At 48.6% G+C, this 18,878-nt stretch carries 24 protein-coding genes; 7 read left to right on the top strand and 17 right to left on the bottom strand.

Annotation, left to right across the window (positions count from 1 at the left end):
* The first annotated feature begins 404 nt into the window (after positions 1 to 404).
* Positions 405 to 1,454 carry a hypothetical protein gene (locus tag PHT49_05750; protein MDD5451382.1) on the top strand — a complete coding sequence of 350 codons (1,050 nt, stop codon included), beginning with the start codon at positions 405 to 407 and terminating at the stop codon, positions 1,452 to 1,454.
* A 444-nt stretch (positions 1,455 to 1,898) separates the two neighbouring features.
* On the opposite strand, the gene PHT49_05745 is transcribed toward PHT49_05750, so the two are convergent.
* From PHT49_05745 to PHT49_05685, 13 genes are all read right to left on the bottom strand, one after another.
* Positions 1,899 to 2,021, bottom strand: a complete 123-nt coding sequence (locus PHT49_05745; GenBank protein ID MDD5451381.1) for a hypothetical protein — start codon at positions 2,019 to 2,021, stop codon at positions 1,899 to 1,901.
* A gap of 37 nt (positions 2,022 to 2,058) precedes the next feature.
* Positions 2,059 to 2,568: a type II toxin-antitoxin system VapC family toxin gene (locus tag PHT49_05740; protein MDD5451380.1), complete on the bottom strand. Its 510-nt coding sequence runs from the start codon at positions 2,566 to 2,568 to the stop codon at positions 2,059 to 2,061.
* Positions 2,568 to 5,123 (bottom strand): N-6 DNA methylase, encoded by a 2,556-nt coding sequence (locus tag PHT49_05735; protein MDD5451379.1) that lies wholly within the window; start codon positions 5,121 to 5,123, stop codon positions 2,568 to 2,570. Before PHT49_05735 ends, PHT49_05740 begins: the two co-directional genes overlap by 1 nt.
* Positions 5,124 to 5,180: 57 nt before the next feature.
* The gene (locus tag PHT49_05730; protein MDD5451378.1) at positions 5,181 to 5,522 is read right to left on the bottom strand and encodes a YgiT-type zinc finger protein; all 342 of its coding nucleotides are present in this window, start codon (positions 5,520 to 5,522) and stop codon (positions 5,181 to 5,183) included.
* Positions 5,523 to 6,031: 509 nt separating this feature from the next.
* On the bottom strand, positions 6,032 to 7,198 hold the full coding sequence (locus tag PHT49_05725) for an ABC transporter permease (GenBank protein MDD5451377.1): 1,167 nt from the start codon (positions 7,196 to 7,198) through the stop codon (positions 6,032 to 6,034).
* Positions 7,199 to 8,356 carry an ABC transporter permease gene (locus PHT49_05720; protein MDD5451376.1) on the bottom strand — a complete coding sequence of 386 codons (1,158 nt, stop codon included), beginning with the start codon at positions 8,354 to 8,356 and terminating at the stop codon, positions 7,199 to 7,201. It abuts the gene before it with no gap.
* Entirely contained in the window at positions 8,331 to 9,029 is a 699-nt protein-coding gene (locus PHT49_05715; protein MDD5451375.1) for an ABC transporter ATP-binding protein, read from the bottom strand. The genes PHT49_05720 and PHT49_05715 overlap by 26 nt, the downstream gene beginning before the upstream one ends.
* Complete coding sequence (locus PHT49_05710) at positions 9,029 to 10,246, bottom strand: efflux RND transporter periplasmic adaptor subunit (protein MDD5451374.1); 1,218 nt, start codon at positions 10,244 to 10,246, stop codon at positions 9,029 to 9,031. Before PHT49_05710 ends, PHT49_05715 begins: the two co-directional genes overlap by 1 nt.
* Positions 10,247 to 10,298: 52 nt before the next feature.
* Positions 10,299 to 10,616, bottom strand: coding sequence for a HigA family addiction module antitoxin (locus PHT49_05705; protein ID MDD5451373.1), 318 nt, complete (start codon positions 10,614 to 10,616; stop codon positions 10,299 to 10,301).
* A gap of 18 nt (positions 10,617 to 10,634) precedes the next feature.
* The gene (locus PHT49_05700) at positions 10,635 to 10,928 is read right to left on the bottom strand and encodes a type II toxin-antitoxin system RelE/ParE family toxin (protein MDD5451372.1); all 294 of its coding nucleotides are present in this window, start codon (positions 10,926 to 10,928) and stop codon (positions 10,635 to 10,637) included.
* A gap of 332 nt (positions 10,929 to 11,260) precedes the next feature.
* Complete coding sequence (locus PHT49_05695) at positions 11,261 to 11,542, bottom strand: type II toxin-antitoxin system RelE/ParE family toxin (GenBank protein ID MDD5451371.1); 282 nt, start codon at positions 11,540 to 11,542, stop codon at positions 11,261 to 11,263.
* A complete protein-coding gene (locus PHT49_05690; GenBank protein ID MDD5451370.1) occupies positions 11,535 to 11,798 on the bottom strand; it encodes a type II toxin-antitoxin system Phd/YefM family antitoxin in 264 nt (87 codons plus the stop codon). The genes PHT49_05695 and PHT49_05690 overlap by 8 nt, the downstream gene beginning before the upstream one ends.
* Positions 11,785 to 12,156 (bottom strand): hypothetical protein, encoded by a 372-nt coding sequence (locus PHT49_05685; protein MDD5451369.1) that lies wholly within the window; start codon positions 12,154 to 12,156, stop codon positions 11,785 to 11,787. Before PHT49_05685 ends, PHT49_05690 begins: the two co-directional genes overlap by 14 nt.
* Before the next feature lie 226 nt (positions 12,157 to 12,382).
* Here PHT49_05685 and PHT49_05680 point away from each other — a divergent pair, with 226 nt between their 5' ends.
* Entirely contained in the window at positions 12,383 to 12,652 is a 270-nt protein-coding gene (locus PHT49_05680; protein ID MDD5451368.1) for a cupin domain-containing protein, read from the top strand.
* A gap of 69 nt (positions 12,653 to 12,721) precedes the next feature.
* Here PHT49_05680 and PHT49_05675 read toward each other — a convergent pair whose 3' ends face one another.
* Genes PHT49_05675 through mqnB form a run of 4 tightly spaced genes read right to left on the bottom strand, consistent with a single transcriptional unit; the run spans position 12,722 to position 15,769 of the window.
* Complete coding sequence (locus tag PHT49_05675) at positions 12,722 to 13,180, bottom strand: flavin reductase family protein (protein MDD5451367.1); 459 nt, start codon at positions 13,178 to 13,180, stop codon at positions 12,722 to 12,724.
* Positions 13,181 to 13,194: 14 nt separating this feature from the next.
* Positions 13,195 to 14,268, bottom strand: coding sequence for a selenide, water dikinase SelD (gene selD, locus PHT49_05670; GenBank protein ID MDD5451366.1), 1,074 nt, complete (start codon positions 14,266 to 14,268; stop codon positions 13,195 to 13,197).
* Positions 14,265 to 15,095, bottom strand: a complete 831-nt coding sequence (locus PHT49_05665) for a 1,4-dihydroxy-6-naphthoate synthase (GenBank protein ID MDD5451365.1) — start codon at positions 15,093 to 15,095, stop codon at positions 14,265 to 14,267. The genes selD and PHT49_05665 overlap by 4 nt, the downstream gene beginning before the upstream one ends.
* A complete protein-coding gene (mqnB, locus tag PHT49_05660; GenBank protein MDD5451364.1) occupies positions 15,092 to 15,769 on the bottom strand; it encodes a futalosine hydrolase in 678 nt (225 codons plus the stop codon). The genes PHT49_05665 and mqnB overlap by 4 nt, the downstream gene beginning before the upstream one ends.
* 157 nt (positions 15,770 to 15,926) lie before the next feature.
* Here mqnB and PHT49_05655 point away from each other — a divergent pair, with 157 nt between their 5' ends.
* From PHT49_05655 to PHT49_05635, 5 genes are all read left to right on the top strand, one after another.
* Positions 15,927 to 16,508, top strand: a complete 582-nt coding sequence (locus tag PHT49_05655) for a zinc ribbon domain-containing protein (protein MDD5451363.1) — start codon at positions 15,927 to 15,929, stop codon at positions 16,506 to 16,508.
* 283 nt (positions 16,509 to 16,791) lie between these two features.
* Positions 16,792 to 16,995, top strand: coding sequence for a cold-shock protein (locus PHT49_05650; protein MDD5451362.1), 204 nt, complete (start codon positions 16,792 to 16,794; stop codon positions 16,993 to 16,995).
* A gap of 90 nt (positions 16,996 to 17,085) precedes the next feature.
* Positions 17,086 to 17,460, top strand: coding sequence for an RNA-binding protein (locus PHT49_05645; GenBank protein ID MDD5451361.1), 375 nt, complete (start codon positions 17,086 to 17,088; stop codon positions 17,458 to 17,460).
* Complete coding sequence (locus tag PHT49_05640; GenBank protein ID MDD5451360.1) at positions 17,457 to 17,948, top strand: peptidylprolyl isomerase; 492 nt, start codon at positions 17,457 to 17,459, stop codon at positions 17,946 to 17,948. The genes PHT49_05645 and PHT49_05640 overlap by 4 nt, the downstream gene beginning before the upstream one ends.
* A gap of 112 nt (positions 17,949 to 18,060) precedes the next feature.
* Complete coding sequence (locus PHT49_05635) at positions 18,061 to 18,789, top strand: DUF72 domain-containing protein (GenBank protein ID MDD5451359.1); 729 nt, start codon at positions 18,061 to 18,063, stop codon at positions 18,787 to 18,789.
* Positions 18,790 to 18,878: the final 89 nt, after the last annotated feature.

Raw genomic sequence — 18,878 nt, 5'->3', positions numbered from 1 at the left:
ATTATAGGCTTTAATAAGTCGTAAGGATAATTGCGCTCAAAAATAGTACAAATCTAAAACCACTGGAAAATAAAATAGTTACGAACTGATCATTTTATTCTTGACAGGACTCAATATAGGATGTCCCCCTTTATTTTTTGCGTTATAAAGTTATGAGTACGAAGAAAAAAAGAATCTCTCACGCTATCAGCAAGGAGGTTATATTACGTTGTTGTTTCCGGTGCACGTTCCCAGGATGTAACGAAATAGCAGAAGACCTACATCACGTTATTCCGGAGGCTAAAAGGGGGGCCACGGATAAGGGAAATTTGCTTGGGTTGTGCAAAAGGCATCATAGATGGGTTCATGGATCAGCCGTAGACGAGGCCTTACCTGATGTGCAAAAGGGGGATGCTAGATATCAGTTGGCCAATAGCTGGTTAACGGAACAGATTCACGCGTATCCGGCTCGAGTTGAGAATGAGTTGCGCGTGAACTTGCTTAATGAGGTTCGGTTAGCAAGCCGTTCAACAGATATGTTATTCAATCACACAATTAGCGTTAGAAACAAAAACCACTGGCGAACTTACGAGATTTTTCTGAAAGCAGCGTTGGAATACAACCGAGAAATGAGCTGGTTTGAGCTGTCAAATGAATGCGTCCTTTTGTACAGACTCGCCGAGCTCTATCGTCGAAGACCAGGATATCAAAATGCTGCCAAAAGACTTATTCGTCAATTTAACCGGCAGGTCAAGGCAATAACTTCGACAGGCACACGGGCTTGGCTTTTATCTAAGGTTTTATATGAGGAGGCTTACATGGCCTACATGGCTAACTGTAAAACCAAAGCAGCACATGATTTGTTGGAGAATGCAAAGAAAATGGCGCGGCACCAGGGAATGGAGGTTGGAGCGTTGATCTCTGAGACAATCATGGCCGTTGCAGAGATGAGAAAAGGTGCAGACGTAAGAAATCGTCTGCTCAGATTGCAAGACCGTCTAGCTGCTGAGGCTGATAACAAAGATGATGATCTGGCAACCCTAGCTTTGACATGGGCTGACATTCAAATCCCTATACACCTTGCGTGGAATAGCTTGGTTTTGGGGCAAGATGCCATCGCTTGTCTTGAATCAATAATTCATTACAACCCTAACGGAACACAGGCTTTGTACCTAGCCGGCGTTGCATATATGGATAACAGGGACTACTCAAAAGGATTGGAGTTTCTCATAAAGGCAAAGAATAATTACTACAATAGTGGTCAGGGCGAAGGTCGAGCCGCTGTTCTCGTAGCTTTAGGCGATGCATACCAAAAGATTGGTGAAACGAAGGAGAGCGTAAGATGGTACACTAACGCGCTAAGACAATCTCCGCAAACGGATAACTTGTTGGAAATGGCAGTGGCTCGCGAGCGTTTAAAGAGCATCGAGCAACGTCAGGCTCGTTTTTCTGGTACTGTCTACCTTAAGTTTTGAGGTTTCGAACCGCTTTTGTAGGAGACATAAAAAATCAGCTCGGCGAAACAGGGACATCGAATGTCAGGAAAGGTAAGATAAGGATAAGGGGGACGGTCATGCTTTTATGCGATTTGTCATTCGACCAGATTTAATTGACGGTCGAGAGCTAATCTTTCTCCGCGCGCTACTGACCGACTGGCGGAAGACTGAACCATGCCCAGTAATTTGCCAACAGCAGTACCTTTCATCCCCAATTCCTTGACACCCCAGTAACATATCCGCCTCCGGCGGACCATAACCCGCTGGTTGCGAGCCGATGAGACTTTCTTGCCAAATAATAAAACAAGAAAAGCATATTTACATGACCCCCTTATTCCGCCCCGGCTCAAACAAATTACCCTGCACCATAGCACGGAAGGCAGGTTCATCAATCGTCTCGGTACGTTGAAGCGGCATGGCGCATCACGCAATATCCACCGTCCGCCGGTTGCCGTACTCGTCATACTTCCCTTCCCAAATCAATTCCGTCTTCATCCGCGAAAACGGATGCGGGTTGTCCAGTCCCCAGCGTATGTTCTCAGTCATGAAATTTCACTGTGGTAATACCGCGCGAAGGTGGCTGCTATTTCCATTTAGCAATTTGCAGTGGCTCGCTCAAGGGATTAGAGACCTCCCCAAGCCGAGACATGCGATCATCAGTAACCAGTATTAAATTGTATTGAATTGCCTGTGATGCCAGCCAGATATCATTTTCCTGGACACCCAACTCCTTGGCGCTTGTTCGATCAAAAAGGTTCTCTGGCCGTTTTGCGGTTAGTCTTCCTTTCTGGTTCCTTGGTGAATACTTCTTAAACAACTCGGCTCGAAGATCCGAATATGGGGCAACTGTGTGCTTATCCAAGTCAAGAATTTCGAAAAACTTGGCCATCTCATTCCTGACGTCATTTTGCAGACTTACGTGCATCTTAGGAGCTATCTTTAGCCCGTATTCTATCTCTGCCAACACAATAATTGATATCCAAATGGGCGAGGGGGAAATATTGGCAAGAAAAGCTTTGATTCTATCGTGATCCCGATGCCGGGCATCCCAAAGAACACTGGCAGCGTTGGTATCTAACAGGTAACCATTCATCAGGATTGCCTTTTCTCAATATCCATTACGAGTTCATGTACATCTGCGGAATCAAAGGGGACGATTCTTTTAAGAAGTCCTCCGGCACTGGCTTGTTTCAAGTCCATCTCGAGATATCTGTGCAATGGAATACAGGGTACAAAGTCCTCGGGATAATAGCCGGGAAAATCAAATGGAAGGGGTCGGCGATATCCTCTAAAGAATTCCACTAGCTTCCTTTCGAGCCTTGGGGGCAGGTCGTAGGCTTTTAGGATCAAGCCATCGATCTCCATAAGAGTTCTAATGCATTCTTGAATGGCAGATTCATTAACCGAACCTTTTTTGATTCCCGACCTGAGTTTGGTATAGTACCTTACCTGGTAAACAATCCTCTCTTTATCAATATCTTTGGGAAATGGGATAGGAATTTGTTTGAGTGTCACATTCCGGTTGCGACGTTTGCCCTCCTGAACAAAAAGGGCCGCATTGACCAAGGGGGAGTTGATGAGAGCTGAAAGCACTTCAATGTTAATATTCGTTTTAGGCCAGATCCCAATAAAGTTTTCACGGCAAACCAAACCTTTTGAGTCTGGATGCCCCACAATCCGCCAAGGTCCACGGCTAATAATGTGGCTATTAGCGATAACCTTCGGTCTATCCCAAGGAAGTGAATGGGCATTTGTTCTTCTATACCGCTCATGCATATTGAGGTACACGAATTCTTGAACCCAGTAGGGCTCTATTTTCCCGGGGACTTTGTCCAGCCCCTTTTTGAATCCAGGCTCTGGATCGGATGATATCAAAATGCTCCTATTCGTTTCGAGCGAAATATTCCACTCAATACCTCTGTGAACATCTGCAATGTCCTTTAACTTTGGGTTACTCTTGAGATAATCCAAAATATCTGAGAGGGGAGCATTCCAGAGAGAAATAGGTGCCGTATGGGTAGATCGATTTATGCTTTTGCCAATTCCTTCAGGCAATCGACCTGTTTCAAGGAAAGTTTGCCTATAGTTTTCGCGTACCCAAAACGTACGGATAAAAACATTTATTGGGGTCGCTTTGTTTTGTTCTGATGCAAGGACTAACATAGTTTCTTGATCCGAGAATGCGAAAATGCGATCCGGTAGGGCTATTGTCTCTATATTCTTATAGGTTCGGGCAATATGGTCTTGAAGATCTCTATATTTTCCCCCCAATATGGCGGACTTTGGCACCACAAAACCGAACATGGCTGGGGGATGTTCCAGCACTCTGCGTATAACCTCATAGGGTTTGTGTACACTTAGAATTCTGCTGCCATAACGCTCTCTTTCCGGCTGAGTAAAATCTTCAAACGGGGGATTGCAGAGAACAATTTGGGATGTTTTTAATTGCTTCTCCAGAACATCGCTGCTAAAGACATCTTGAGATATGATTTGCCATCCGTCCGGATTGGGATAATCCGCTAACATCAGAGATAAGCGGCAGACTTCAGTAGCAAAAGAGTCAACTTCTATGGCAGCTAATCGGTCTTTTAGATATTTGTGTCTCTCTTGGTTCGTCCATGAAGCAGGCAATAGTTCCCGAAGCCGACGCAACGCAGCAACCAAAAAAACCCCGTGACCTGCACAAGGTTCGAGAACGTTACGTTGATCCTGGGGTAATGATTCAAAAGGAAGGCGGTCTACGATAAGTTCGGCTATAACGGCTGGCGTACTATGTATGCCAAATTGTTTGCGGGTTTCTTTTCTTATCAAAGTATTTTCATAAATAAACGCCAGGTCGTCCACAGAAATGTTTTGAAAGTTAAAGGCATCTCGAAATTTATCCCACACAATCTGCTGTGTGTCGGGCTCATCAAGAATCTTTTGCATGTCGGGTGCAGTGAGCCCATAAAACCTTTGGATTTCCTCTATTATGGTATTTGCCTGAGGAGCAGCCCAGTTGCCGGGATGTTTCTTATCCTTGAAAATCTTGGCGGCAAGGAACCGGAAAACCAGGCGAAAGAGCAAGGTCTCATCGGGCTTAAGACCAGATGTGACTCCCTCATGAGTATTGACGGCTTCCTGAAGTATATCCCTTAGTAAACGATCCAACTTACCGTGAATCATGCCCTTCAGAGCGGGAAGAAGGCCTATATCAACAAAATCGAGTTGAACAGGAGCCGTCAATGGCGTGATAGCTTTGGCGCGGAAAATTGTGTCAGGAGCCCACTTTTTTCTGTTGGTCTCAAACGCTCCGCGAATATCGCGGACTGAAATGGACTCCAAGAAACAGGCCTGGCCAGAGGCTTCGACACGGTAACGGTCAAGACGATCCTGAAGCACTTCAAAAAACATCGGGGCTCCGAGGGTTCCGTAGCCTGAAACATGCTGTAGACCCGATCGACCATTCGCAGTCAGCACACCGATGCAAGCATTGCGATAGGATGGCGGCCATTGGGCAAAGGCTGCTAAAGGTATATGCAGTTCCCGGGTTCCTGTGGCTGATGCATCGTCGAAGACATAGTCCTGGCGCAAGAGTTCGTCTACATAACCTAACTGATTTAATTCATTGCGAACTCTTGCTAAAATATCAACCGCATCTGGATTCATGAGTTCATCCCCCAATTGCACAATTGCACCCACGTTTGTTCAACGACGAGGGTGGATTTATCCAGTAGTGGCGAGTTTCTGCATCTTCTGTTCCACGGCTTGAATCATTGCCTGGATTGACTCGACCTCCGTCTCCTCGAAATAAGACTCGCCACACTGCTGACAAGTCCAGGCCGGGACATCATCGAGTGTTAAGTGTACCCCTTTCCTGTCAATATGGAATGGGGCTTCCCCTCGTTTCATTTCACCTTTACAATACATGCACTTCATTACCTTTCTCACCTTGAAGCCTTCCTCCCAATCATCCAGAGTGGGAATGTAGGCTGTTATGATTGCGAGATACTCATCTTTGGGCGCACAAACCACATGGATATATCTTCCACCTGCCCCCTTACCCATGAGTAAGCAACTATGGCCTCGGACATCAATAGATATGATAAGGATCATATGAAAATCTACTAAAAAACACAATAACATAAAATGTTAGTCAAATATTAGGCAGATAAGGTCGATAAGATAAGAGATGGCATGGGCTTTTAAATCACAGCGTAACTTGTAATTTGGTCTATTATTTTATAATATTCTCTTGCCTCGTTAGATTCGTCCATTATCTGCGCCAAATAGTCCGTTGACATAACCCATCTCCCCGGTTAAGTAGCATTGGCTAAATTATGTGTCAATCACATTCCTGATTTTGCGATTGCAAAATAATTATGTCCCTTTTAAAAATATGGCTATAGGATTACAATACTCCGGCGACAAAATACCCGAATGCCGTCATTCTCGCAACAGCGGGAATCCAGTAAGGAACTGGATGCCGGATCAAGTCCGGCATGACATTAGGCCTTGATCCTAAGAAATAGGATTGTCCCCAATATCCCACATATCTACTATACAAATCGAGATAATCAACTTGCCCTCAATGACTCCACAATACTCATCCTCGCTGCCCTGACTGCGGGAAGAACGCCGCCTACAAAGCCCATTATCAGCGCAAAGGCCATGCCTTTATAAATGATCCCGAAGGTCAGCGAAAATGAAAAGGCAAGCTCAGAAAAAGTCTGGAAGTTCATGGTAGAAATGGTGAAAAGCTGTAAAAAAGAGGCGAAAAACAGTCCGATAAAACCCCCGATAAATCCAAGGAGCAGTGATTCCATGACAAAGGTAACGAGAATACTCCGTCTCTGGAAACCGAGTGCGCGCATGGTGCCGATTTCATCGGTTCTGTTGGCAACCGCGGCATACATGGTAATCATCGCGCCGATAACGGCGCCGAGAGAAAATATCAGCGTCAGAGTAATGCCGAGGATGCGGAGAAATTTTGCCATCATCTCCGACTGTTTTTCATAGTAACGTGTCTCACGCAAGGCCTCGAGCGTGAGCCGGGGGTCGCTTTCGATGCGCGTCTTGAATTTTTCAAATTCCGAAGAATCACGCAGCCTGAACAAGATCGAAGAATAGACGGGACGCCGGAAGGCCTGCATGAGTTGATCCACATCTCCCCATATCTCCGAGGCGTAGCCGGTATTCCCTGCGTCAAATATTCCTACAACACTCCAGTCCCTCATGCCGAAGCGGAGTGTCTCTCCGATGCCTCCTCCCTTAAATCTTTTCGCTACACTCTGTCCGGCGATTATCTCTGAAGAGCCCGGGTTCGGCATGCGCCCTTCTACCAATCTTACCTGTGGCCGGAGAAGCATTGAACTCTCGGAAATTCCCCGTATGACGACATTGGCCGGATTATCACTTCCGCGTTTAGGGAGGACGATAAGGACAACCAATTCCTTTACCAGCAGACGTTTGCCGTCCGCGCCTATCGCCACCTCCGGCTGTGTTTCTATTATGGAAGCCTGCGGACGCTCCACCCCGCTCTGCACCTCTGATCCCGCCGCCTTGCGGATTATCACCGCGTTGTCATATGAGCCGGTATCCACCAGGGTCTTTTGCAGCCCCTCGGCAAGCATGAGAATCGCTGAGAATACAAAAACAACAAGGGCCATGCCCGCTATGGTAAGAACGGTGGTAAGGCGGCGTGTCCGGAGATTGCGGAGACTGTACAAAAAGGGTATCTTCACTTACCCTATCCTCCTCAGGCCGTCAGCTATGCGGATATTGACGGCGCGCCAGGCCGGAAATATTGCCGCGACCGCCGCCACCAGGAAAGACGCCAGGATATCCATATAAATGGTTTCCGGAGCAACATTGAATACAGGGAAGTATGTACTCAATTGGTTACTGAAGATATCTGCCGCCGGGAAAGTGATTATAATGCCTGCGGCAGCGCCTATCATTGTGACAAACATGGATTCGCCGAATATCAGAGCGAAGATGTAGAAACTGCCGAAGCCGAGCGTCTTGAAGACGGCGTATTCGCCGATTCTCTCCCGTGCGGTCATCGCCATAGTGTTGGCGACCACCGCCATGATAATGATGATTATCACGAAGGAGACCAGCTGAATGGCGATGACTATCGCCTCGGTCATCGAGATAAAGCCGAGCTGGAATGATTTTTCCGTTTCAGTCAATGTCTCCGCGATGGAGTTCTTGAATGTCTTATCGATTTCCGCAGCCACATCGGCAGCCAGGTTCGGGTCGGTTACCCCGATCATGTAGAAACCTACCTGATCCGCCCGGCCGGGGGCCTTTTGCTTCAACGTCTCGTTGAGATATTCCCAGTGGAAGAAAAAAGCGGTCTCATCCACTGTCTCGTCTCTCCCCTTGTAGATGCTTCGCAACACAAAATCCCAGTTGCCGGGGAAGATAGTCCCTTTCAGGGTTATCATATCGCCGACCTTCCAGCCATATTTAGCGGCCAGCTTGTATCCGGCAACGGCTGATTTCCTGTCACGGAAAAAAGCGGCCCTCTGTCCCTCAGGAATAACAAATTCAGGATACAGTTGAAGATATGTCTTGGGTTCTACGGCATAATTTGCAAAGAAGTTTTTTTCGTCTATGTAGATACCGCCGAACCAGCTACCGAAAGAGACCGTCTTCACCCCTTCGATCTGGCGAATCTTCTCCTTGTACGAGACAGGAAGAGGGAAAATAAGCGATACGGAATTTCTCGTCACAAGGCGGCTGGCAGAAGAGGCCTCAACACCTGTGTACCAGGCGCTTATCACGGTACGCAAGAGACCGAAGGCGAGAATGGCAATGGTGACACCGAGGACGGTCAGAAAGGTGCGGAGTTTGTGCCGGAATGCATTTTTAAAAATCAGCTTGAGGATGCGCATCCAAAACACCTTTATCCAGGTACTGGATAACATGGGCCTTCTTGGCTGCCCTGGGGTCATGGGTGACCATGATAATGGTCTTGCCGATCTCATGAACGAGACGTTCCATCAGTTCAAGTATCTCTTCTGCTGAAACGCGGTCCAGGTCGCCGGTCGGCTCATCTGCGACCAGAATCGTCGGATCGGTGACGACAGCGCGCGCGATGGCAACACGCTGTTGCTGTCCGCCTGAGAGCTGCCCCGGATAATGGTCCATCCTGTCCGCAAGATTCACCACTCGCAGGGCCATATCAACATGTGTTCTCCGATCCTTTTTCGAAAGTCCGGTCAGGAGCAGAGGCAGTTCAACATTCTCAAAAGCGGTGAGAACAGGGATCAGGTTGTAAAACTGGAATATAAAGCCGACGCTTGAAGCGCGCCAGCGGGCAAGTTCGGTTTCGGAAAGAGCGGTAATATCGATACCGCCTACCGTTATCGTTCCGCTGTCCGGCCGGTCTATCCCGGCTATCAGGTTCAACAGGGTCGTCTTTCCGGATCCTGACGGCCCCATCAGGGCCATGAATTCTCCCCGGCTGATATCCAGAGATATCTCATTTAAAACAGAGATAATCTGGTTGCCGCGGCGATATGACTTGGAAAGCTTCCTTATTTCTACAATCGGCGTGTTGTCCATTACTTTTCCGCGATTTTTATCCTCGAGCCGTTTTTAACCTTATCCAGCGGTCTCAGCACCACCCTGTCCCCTGCCTTCACACCGCCCAGAACCTCCACCATATCGCCGAGCTTTTCACCCAACGTCACCGGCGTCTCAACCGCCCTGTTCTCTTCGATAAGAAAAACCGATGCCCTGCCTCTCCGGTCTGTTACGGCAGCGGGATTAAGAGCGGTGCGCGGCTTTTGTTCATCGTCTTTTATTTCCCGTGAAAGAAATGCCGCCTTGGCGCTCATCTCGGGCAATACCCTGCTGTCTTTATCAACAAAACGGACTTTCACCAATATCGTCGCTTTCGTGCGATCAGCTGTGGGTACGATCATATGAACGACTCCGCGGAATCGTGAATCAGGCAAGGCATCAAGCTGTATCTCGCACGGCTGCCCCGTCGTTACCATCTGAAGGTTCGATTCCGATACATCGACTTCCACCAGGAGCGACTCCATATCGGCAATGGTTACTACAGCCGCCTTGGCATCGGCAGCAGCGCCTATGGGAGTGATGATATCTCCGATATCCGCATTTTTTGTCAAAACCACCGCATCAAACGGGGCACGTATAAAAGTATATTCGACCGCGACATTTGCGCTCTGAAGGGCCGCATTACCTGCCTTGACCGCTGCCTCAGCTCCTGCAACCGCAGCGGCTGCCTTTCTGTACCGTGCATCTGAAACGTCATAGTCGGCCTTTGAAACAAACCCCTCCTCTATCAGATTCTTGTATCGTTCGAAAGAGACCGTGGCGTCATTCAGTTCCGCCTTTGCCTGTTCAAGGTTATATCGTACCGCGTTCAGGTTTGCTTCCGCCTGGCTGCGTGCCGCGATAACGTCATCGTTTTCAAGACGGGCGATAATCTCTCCCTTTTTTACTCTGTTGCCTTCTTCTACTGTCAGCGATACGAGACGTCCGGTTACCTTTGAAGCAACGGCAGCCTTCCGCTGGGCTACAACATACCCGCTGGCATTGAGAAGGGTAAATGTCTGTGATGGATATATCTGTGTTACATTTGCCGGCTCTACCTCAATAGCGGGCGTAAAAACTCCTTTTGCAAAAAGGATAATCGCAAGCGCAAGAACAATTACCCCGGCTATCCAACAGAACACCTTACGCTTCTTCTGCGGCCTATAGACTTCTGCAGTCTTGTCTATCTTCAATTTCGACAGGTCTTCATTTGCCATCAATACAAGCTCCTTACGCGGCGCGCTTACAACTTGAATTCACCGAGACGGTTTAGACGTGAGCCAATACAGGTAATCTTTTTATCTTCTTTAGCTCCTTCGCAATTGATGAATGAGTTACATGATATAGATCCCATGCCAACTGCAAATTAAGCCAAAACTGTGCCTCCATACCAAAAAGTTTCTCCAGACGAAGCGCTGTGTCTGGGGTTATCCCTCGCTTCCCATTAATCAGCTCATTAACACGAGGATATGAGACACCGAGCTTTTCCGCCAACTCACTCTGCGTCATATTCAGGGGTTTGAGAAACTCCTCCAACAGCATTTCGCCGGGATGCGTCGGCGGGCCATGTTTTGGTATGCGAACCATATTCTTCTCCTTCACGATTCAGTGGTAATCGGTTATTTCGACGTTCTCCGCGCCATCGTCTGTCCACACAAAACACACACGGAACTGGTCGTTAATCCGTATGCTGTGTTGTCCGTTCCGATCATCCTTAAGGGCTTCCAGAAAGTTCCCCGGTGGAATTTTCAATGACTCCAGGGAAACTACACCGTTGAGTTGATCGAGTTTTCGCTGTGCCACTCGCCAGATTTGCTGTGGACAGGTCCGGCGCGCCTCTCTGGTATTTTTCCTGTCAAAGACATCCTCTGTGCCCCTGTCACGGAATGATTTAATCACCAGGCTTCCTCATGGTTTGATATTTTCGATAATTTAAATTATAACGGATAACGTTATATATAGCAATAGATATTACAAAAGCGTAGAACATTGTTGAAAATAGTGAATTACACTTTAAAAGTGATAAATTTCAACAACGCTGATCTCTTCTAGACCAAGAAAGCGCCTCAACTACCGGTCTCCACATGAAGTGTTCTGGCAGACATCAAATGGTGCACTTACAACTTGAATTCACGCCTTGCCCCTGAAAACTGCGATGTTTGTTTCCAAATTCATTTTACCTTCATGCAGTCAGCTTTAATATATCAGTCCGTCATTTATGGGTTAATTTTTCAGTTCAGATTCCTGATAAACCGTTCAACATCTTTTTTGTTGAAAATTCGCAAAACTATAGCGCGATTGCCTTCGATTATATAGAACACCCGGTACTTGTCCACTCTGAGCCTGTAATAATCTGAATTCGTCCCTTTGATTTTTTTGATTGCTTTCCCTCTGGGAAAAGGGTTGTCCCTGAGTTCCTCTAATGCTCGAACAATCTTTCCGCAAACACCGTCGCTGAAGCCGTCAAGGTCTTTAATCGCAGGAGGTGAAAGGACGATCTGAAACTTATCCACGCTTTTTTCCCCTTTTAGACAGGTAAGCTTTCAATGTCACGCCGCCCTTGCTCCGGTACTCTGCTTGTGCCTCCGCGAGCATGTCCTGAAGACCGGCGCTCTTTTCGAGGAGATAGTCTTCAAAGTCCTCCTCCGAGATCGCAGTGACAATTGCCCGCGGCTTGCCGTTTGAGGTTATAATCACGGCCTCTTTCTCGGCATTTCTCAATATCTCGGATGTCTTGTTCTTGAGTTCCCTAACATTAGCGAATTTCATTGCATACCTCCATGTAGCTACATTTGTAGCTACTATGCCATATATCGTGAATCTTGTCAACCGGTTTCACTGCACCAACCCCTATATGTTCCAATGACTTCGCTCTAAAAGACGAATACTTCCCCAACTTCCCGATAAATCGGGATCTATTGACATGCCACAGCCCCGCCGGATACCCCCACTCCCCGCAGCCGAATTCTGCCGCGAACAATGCAGCGCTTCTCTTAGCCGGGAACAGTCCCGATTCTACGACTCCGTTTTGCTCCATCCGTAAATCTGGGACAGTCCCCTCATGTTCTTCAAGCCGGTGCCAATCATCAACCGGCTTTCCGTAAATGCTATGGGCATAAAATTCCATAGGCTATCATTTGTCCTTTAAAACACATATGCAAAATAATTATTGTTCTTTAAAAAATATGGCGTATAGGATTATAATACTCCGGTGACAAAATACCCGAATGCCGTCATTCCCCCAAAAGCAGGAATCCAGTAAGAAACTGGATGCCGGATCAAGCCTGTCCTCAACTTGATTGGGGATCCGGCATGACATTAGGCCTTGATCCTAAGAGAATGGAGGTCATATCATGTCTGAGATAAGAATCAAGAAACCATCTAAGGAAGAGCTGGATACGTTGGGTATAGACAGATGGAGTCCCTGGTCGTGCGAGCCGAGCGCCTTTGACTGGGAGTACGACGCTGAAGAGACGGCCTACGTATTTGAAGGCAAGGTAGAGGTAAAAACCCCGTCAGGCACGGTAGAAATCAACAAGGGCGACTTGGTCACCTTTCCCAAGGGGCTTAAATGCACATGGAAGGTGATCAAACCCATACGGAAGGTTTATACGTTTAAGTAATGTGACAAGCGTCACGCCTGACTAATTTTCGTGTTCCTTTGTCCACGCCATAGGCAGGTCGGCCGGCCATCAAAAATAATCTTCCCAGCGAAAGATGAGGGGCCGGACACCTTCCTTGAGTATCTTCGCCGAGACCACTTCCCCGACAAAAAGCGTGTGATCCCCGGCGGTAAAGGAGTCCGTCAGGCTGCACTCAAAGTAGGCCAGGGCATCGTTTAAGACCGGCGACCCATTGGGGGCATCAAAAAAGGAGATGCCTTCAAATTTATCCACCTTCCTGCCGCTCTTAAGCCCAAAATGTTTGGCCAGATCCTGTCTCCCCTCCGGGAGCGCGTTTACGGCAAAATAACGTGCTTTTTCTATAAGCCCGTGGGTGTAGCGCATAGGAGCTATAGAGGCCATGAGCAAAAGCGGACGCATGGAGGCCTGCGAAATCCAGGCCGCCGTCATACCGTTGCTGTTGTCCCTGAACCGTGCCGTGACAATATAAACCCCATGTGAAATGGCCTTGGAAACTATCTGTTGCATGGCGGAATTCCTCCTTATTTTTTAATAGTCAGATGGCCTTTGGGATGGGCTCCGGTGACCTCACCGATTATTGCCGCATCTGTTACGCCGGCCTCCCTCAGTTCCTCTAGGCAGGACCCCGCCTTTGAGGCCTCGAGAGAAAAGGCCAGGCCGCCCGAGGTCTGGGCATCAAATATAAGATCAACTACCACAGACTCAACTTTGGGGTCAATCCCCACGCTATGTTCACAGAAATGTTTTATCGCATAACTCCCGGCCGGAATAAGGCCGGTAAGGGCATATTCCCTGGCCCCGGGCAGGAAGGGAAGCCTGTCCGCATGAATGGCTATCTCACATTGACTGGCCCGGGCCATCTCCAGAAGGTGCCCGCCCAGTCCGAAGCCGGTTATATCCGTACAGGCATGGGTGCCGTATCTGAGCATAGCCCCTGCTGCCTTGGCATTAAGGGCGGACATAACCTCGATCACGCGATCGATAGAGGCCTGATCAGCCATCTTTCCTTTAATAGCCGTGGCAATCACCCCCGTGCCGATGGGTTTGGTAAGGATGAGACTATCCCCCACCCTGGCGCCCTGGTTGGTAACAATTCTGTCCGGATGAATAAGCCCGGTCACGGAAAGGCCGTATTTTATCTCCTTATCATCCACGCTGTGGCCGCCTATCAGGAGGGCGCCGGCCTCCTGAACCTTCTCTATGCCACCCCGGAGGATGTCTTTGAGGACGCTTTTGGGTAGTTCCTTAATCGGAAAGCAGACGATATTCATGGCCGTAAGCGGCCTGCCGCCCATGGCATAAATATCACTCAGGGCATTAGCAGCCGCAATCCGTCCAAAGTGGTAGGGGTCATCGACGATGGGCGTAAAAAAATCCAGGGTCTGTACCAGGGCCATGTCATCCGTAAGCTTATAGACACCGGCGTCGTCAAAGGTCTGACAACCCACCAGAAGATTGGGGTGAGTCGTAAAGGGCAATGCCCTCATAACTTCTTCTAAGTCCCCCGGACTTAGCTTGGCTGCTCACCCCGCGGCCCGGACTTTTTCTGTAAGTCTTAGATCATCTTGAGACACAGAAATCCCCTCCTCTCTCATCCAGCTACAAAGTCGTCCCGGTAACTCTTAAACAGGCCTTTATCATACCCCATTGTAAGTATGTGGCGCACGGCTTGAATGCCTTCTTCACCCAGGTCGAGCGTGAAGGAGTTTACGTAAAGTTCAATGTGCTTTTTTATGACCTCGTCTTCCAGTTCCTGCGCGTGCTCCCGGATATAATCCATAGGCTCTTCCCTGTGGCTGAAGGCGTACTGAATGCCTTCCTTAAGGCAGGAATCAACGGCTGCCACCTCTTTTGTCCCTAAATCTCTGCGGGCAAAGATGCCGCCCAGAGGAACAGGCATTCCCGTAGTTTCTTCCCACCATTGACCAAGGTCCACAATCCTGACCAGGCCTTCTTTTTCATAGGTAAATCGGCTCTCATGGATTATAACACCGGCATCCGCCATTCCCCCCTTAACAGCCGGGATTATCTTTTCAAAGCTCATCTCGACGAGATTTTTGTATTCTCCGTATAGCCTGAGGAGCATGGCTGCCGTGGTATATTTGCCGGGTATGGCTATCTTTTTATCCTGAAACTCCTCCGGGGAACAGGCCTGGCGGGAGACCAGCAGCGGGCCGCACCCCCGGCCCAGGGCGCTGCCGCTTCTTAAAAGGACATAATCATCCACGAGATGGCCAAAGGCGTGATAGGAGAGTTTGGTTATCTCCAGTTCCCTCCGGAAGGCCATCCGGTTTAAGGTCTCCACATCGGCCATCATCTCCCTAAAATGCAGTTTGCAATGCTTTAACCGGCCGGTTACCAGGGCATAAAAGATGAATGTATCATTCGGGCATGGGGAAAAACCAAGGCTGTAGGTCTTCATCGTAATAACTCAGGCAGGAGCCTGCCAAGCAGCCCGGCGCCCTTAGCCACGGCCTCCTTAATTTTCCATTTGGAGGTATCGCGATCCTCCACCATATTACTTATGCATCTCAACTCCACCATGGGTACGCCATAGAGTTCACAGACCCGGGCCATGGCCGCGCCCTCCATATTCTCACAGATGGCGTTAAATTTATCCCGCAGGACGTTACCCCTCTTCAGGGTCCCGCTACAGGCGCGCACGGTGACGAAAGACCCCTTTTTAAATGGCGCCCCCATGGCCATGAGCTTGCTCTCCACCTGATCCGATAAACTGTTTCTCAGGTCAAAATCATGTTTGCCGGTTAACATCTCATCGGTGAAATAATGTATCTCATCATGCGCGGCTATACCGAAATCTCCGAAGCGCTCTCCTTCCGCCAGACAGACATCCAGGATGCCTATTCCTCTTTCTGTATATGCGCCGCCAACCCCAAAAAGGATTACCCCGTCTGCCTTTTCCCTCTCTAGAAATCTCGTAAGAGATATAGCGCTCTCCACCGGCCCCACGCCCGTGACCAGAAAATCAAAGTTAACCGGGGCGGCGCTTACTTCGCGTCTCAGCGGATTGATCTCTAACTCTGTGGAGCCGGCAACCAGATACACCATAAAAAGTATTAAACTCCAGTTTTGCATCCAGGTCAATCCCGATGTTGTCTCTGCCTGGTTTTCCCCGCACAGGAAGCGTCCCTGCTTGACAATTTTAATATTAGGATTAAATTGTTTTAAAATATCCCGGAGGCATAAAGTGGCAACAAAAGAAAAACCGAAATGTCCCCACTGTGGACAGGAAATGTCTGACTATGCACTCCCCCCATATAACTTCTCTGATGGATTGGGATGGGGGGTTACTTCCCTTTATGTCTGCTTCAATGACCAATGCTCGTTCTTTGTTGAAGGCTGGGAAAGTATGATGAACTTCTATGGACAAAGGGCCTCCTACCGGTGCATGTGTCACCCTGAGACTATGGAAATGGGGGCTATCCCCGTATTTAGCCATGACGCCCTGAAAGGCGGTATGTTTGATCCTGAAGAAGAAAGGGCTAAAGAAGAGGCTGAAAATAAAGCGGCCGCGGCCCTAAAGGGCTATATCGAGGCCAAGGATACGCCGGCCATAGCAGGTATGCTTATCGATGAAACCGCGGCTCCGCGGGTTCGTCTCGAAGCTGCGGAAGCGCTCGGTAAAATTGCCGACCTGAGGGCCGTTGAGCCGATCCGGAACCACCATTTTACCAACGAAATCATCAAAGAAAAGGCTGAAAAGGCCGTAGAACTCATACACAAGGCCAATTACACCAAAGAGTGCCCCTACTGCGCCGAGATCATCAAGGCCCGGGCCCTGGTTTGCAAACACTGCGGCAAAGATCTGAAATAGGTGAACCTTCCGGTTTGATATCCGCCGCCATTAATTTTCCCAAACCTCCTGCGGATAGGCGTGGTAACTATTTAGTTTTCATCCGGAAACCCAAAAAATCCGGATGATCCCATACTTTTTTTGTTGCAATTTTACAAAGAATAAGGTCAAGTATATTTTTAGGGTTGTAGAGATTTTTTTGTCCGGATGTTGTTTCACTGCCGTGCTTTTTTAACAATGCAGTCTCCTGTTTTTCTCGGATGGATACTCGAAGCCCGTCTATTAAGAAAGGAGGTGAGATTAAGTGGCTAAAGGACATGTCAAGTGGTTTAATGACAGCAAAGGCTTCGGCTTTATCTCCCAAGAAGACGGAACAGATATTTTCGTACACTTTTCGGCTATCGCGGGCGACGGATTCAAATCCTTAAAGGAAGGCGAGGAAGTGACCTTCGACGTAGCCGAAGGTAAAAAGGGCCTCCAGGCGGTAAATGTCGTTGTAATGGGGTAAACAAAACATAACCAATATACCAACCAAGAAAGGGAAGCATGGGTATAGAATGCCGGCTTCCCTGTTTGGTAAAGAGAGGATTAATAAATAATGAAAATATACGTCGGTAATCTGTCATACGAAGCTAATGAAGGCGATTTAAAAGAACAATTCAGCGCCTTTGGTGAGGTCGATTCCGTAACCATTATCAAAGACAAATATTCCGGTCAGTCCCGCGGATTTGCATTCGTCGAGATGTCTGATAATACTGCGGGCCAGGCGGCTATCACTGCCCTGAATAATAAGGAACTCAAGGGGAGAAACATGAGCGTCAACGAGGCCCGTCCCCAGACAGACAGGGGCGCCGGCGGGCGCGGTGGATTCTCGGCCGGGCGAAGAGGTCCGGGCGGAGGCGGAGGCGGCAGAGGTAGAAGCGGAGGCGGAGGCGGAAGAGGATCAGGATCAGGCTACGGAGGAAGAAGATGAGCAAGGCAAAAAAGGGAGATTTTGTAGCCGTTCACTATTGGGGAACCCTTGAGAATGGAGAGATGTTTGACTCCAGTGAAGGCAGGGATCCTCTGGAATTTCAGGTCGGTTCCGGTACAGTAATAGAAGGATTTGAAAAAGCGGTGCTGGGACTCTCCATTGGTGATAAAAAAAACTTCGTCCTGCAACCTGAAGATGCCTATGGCCCCAGGGACGAATCGCTGGTAGTAGATTTCCCACGGGCATCAGCAGGAAAAGATATCTCGTTAGAGGTCGGGATGGTACTCGGGGTACGCATGCAAAATGGGCAACAGATACCGGCCAGAGTAACGACTATCGGTGATGATAACATCACCCTGGACATGAATCCGCCCCTAGCCGGTAAGGTCCTGAACTTCCAGATTGAGGTCGTCCACATCGGCGATGGGCCCAAATTTGAAGGGGCCTGTAGCTGCGGCTGTTCGGACACAAGCTGCTCCGGTTGTTAAGGCCACTGTTCACCGCAGAGACCGCAAAGCGCGCAGAGAAAAACATCTCAAATTTGAGATTTGATATTCTTCGCGCCTTTTGCGTCTTTGCGGTGAGACATGATAAACCAGGATGGACATCCATATCGGCACATCCGGGTGGAACTATCCGCATTGGCGAAAGGTATTCTATCCGGAGCACCTGCCGCAATCAAAATGGCTTAATTTCTATGCCGGACGGTTCACCAGCGTAGAACTGAACGCCAGTTTCTATCGCCAGCCAACCCGCAAGCACTTTGAAAACTGGCGAGAAAAGACCCCGCCCGATTTTCTCTGGTCAGTCAAAGCCAACCGTTATATCACACACATTAAAAAATTGCGCGACACCCAGGACAGCCTGGAGATTTTCTACCGCGCTGTAGAGGGGTTGAGCGGAAAGCTGGGCGTCGTTCTCTTCCAATTGCCTCCCTCGCTCCGTTTTGATGAGGAGGTTTTTGCTGGTTTTCTGGACGCACAGCCCCCAGAATATAAAATAACCTTTGAGTTCAGGCATGCCTCCTGGCTCTGCGAAGAGGTATATAAACTGCTGCGCAGGAAAAATGCGGCCTTTTGCATATCAGACACGGCCGGACGCTATCCTTATGCTGAGGTAACGACCGCTGATTTTATCTATATCCGGTTACATGGTTCTCAGGTGCTCTATGGCTCAAATTATACTGAAGATGAACTAGCGACCTGGGCGGACAGGATTAAAGGATGGCAAAGAGACGCCTTTGTTTATTTTGACAATGATTATCAAGGCTATGCCGTACAAAATGCCCTGCGTCTGAAAGAAATGGTCAATTTATCCGTTGACCGTTGACCGTTATCCGTTGTCCGTCAACAAACCATGCACTTACGGTGAACGGTAAACAGTGAACTATTTCCATAGCTACGCCGCAGTGATCCGCC

The organism is Desulfovibrionales bacterium, assembly GCA_028715605.1.
In the GTDB taxonomy this organism is placed as follows: Bacteria; Desulfobacterota; QYQD01; order QYQD01; family QYQD01; genus QYQD01.
This window is presented reverse-complemented; position numbering and strand designations above follow the sequence as displayed.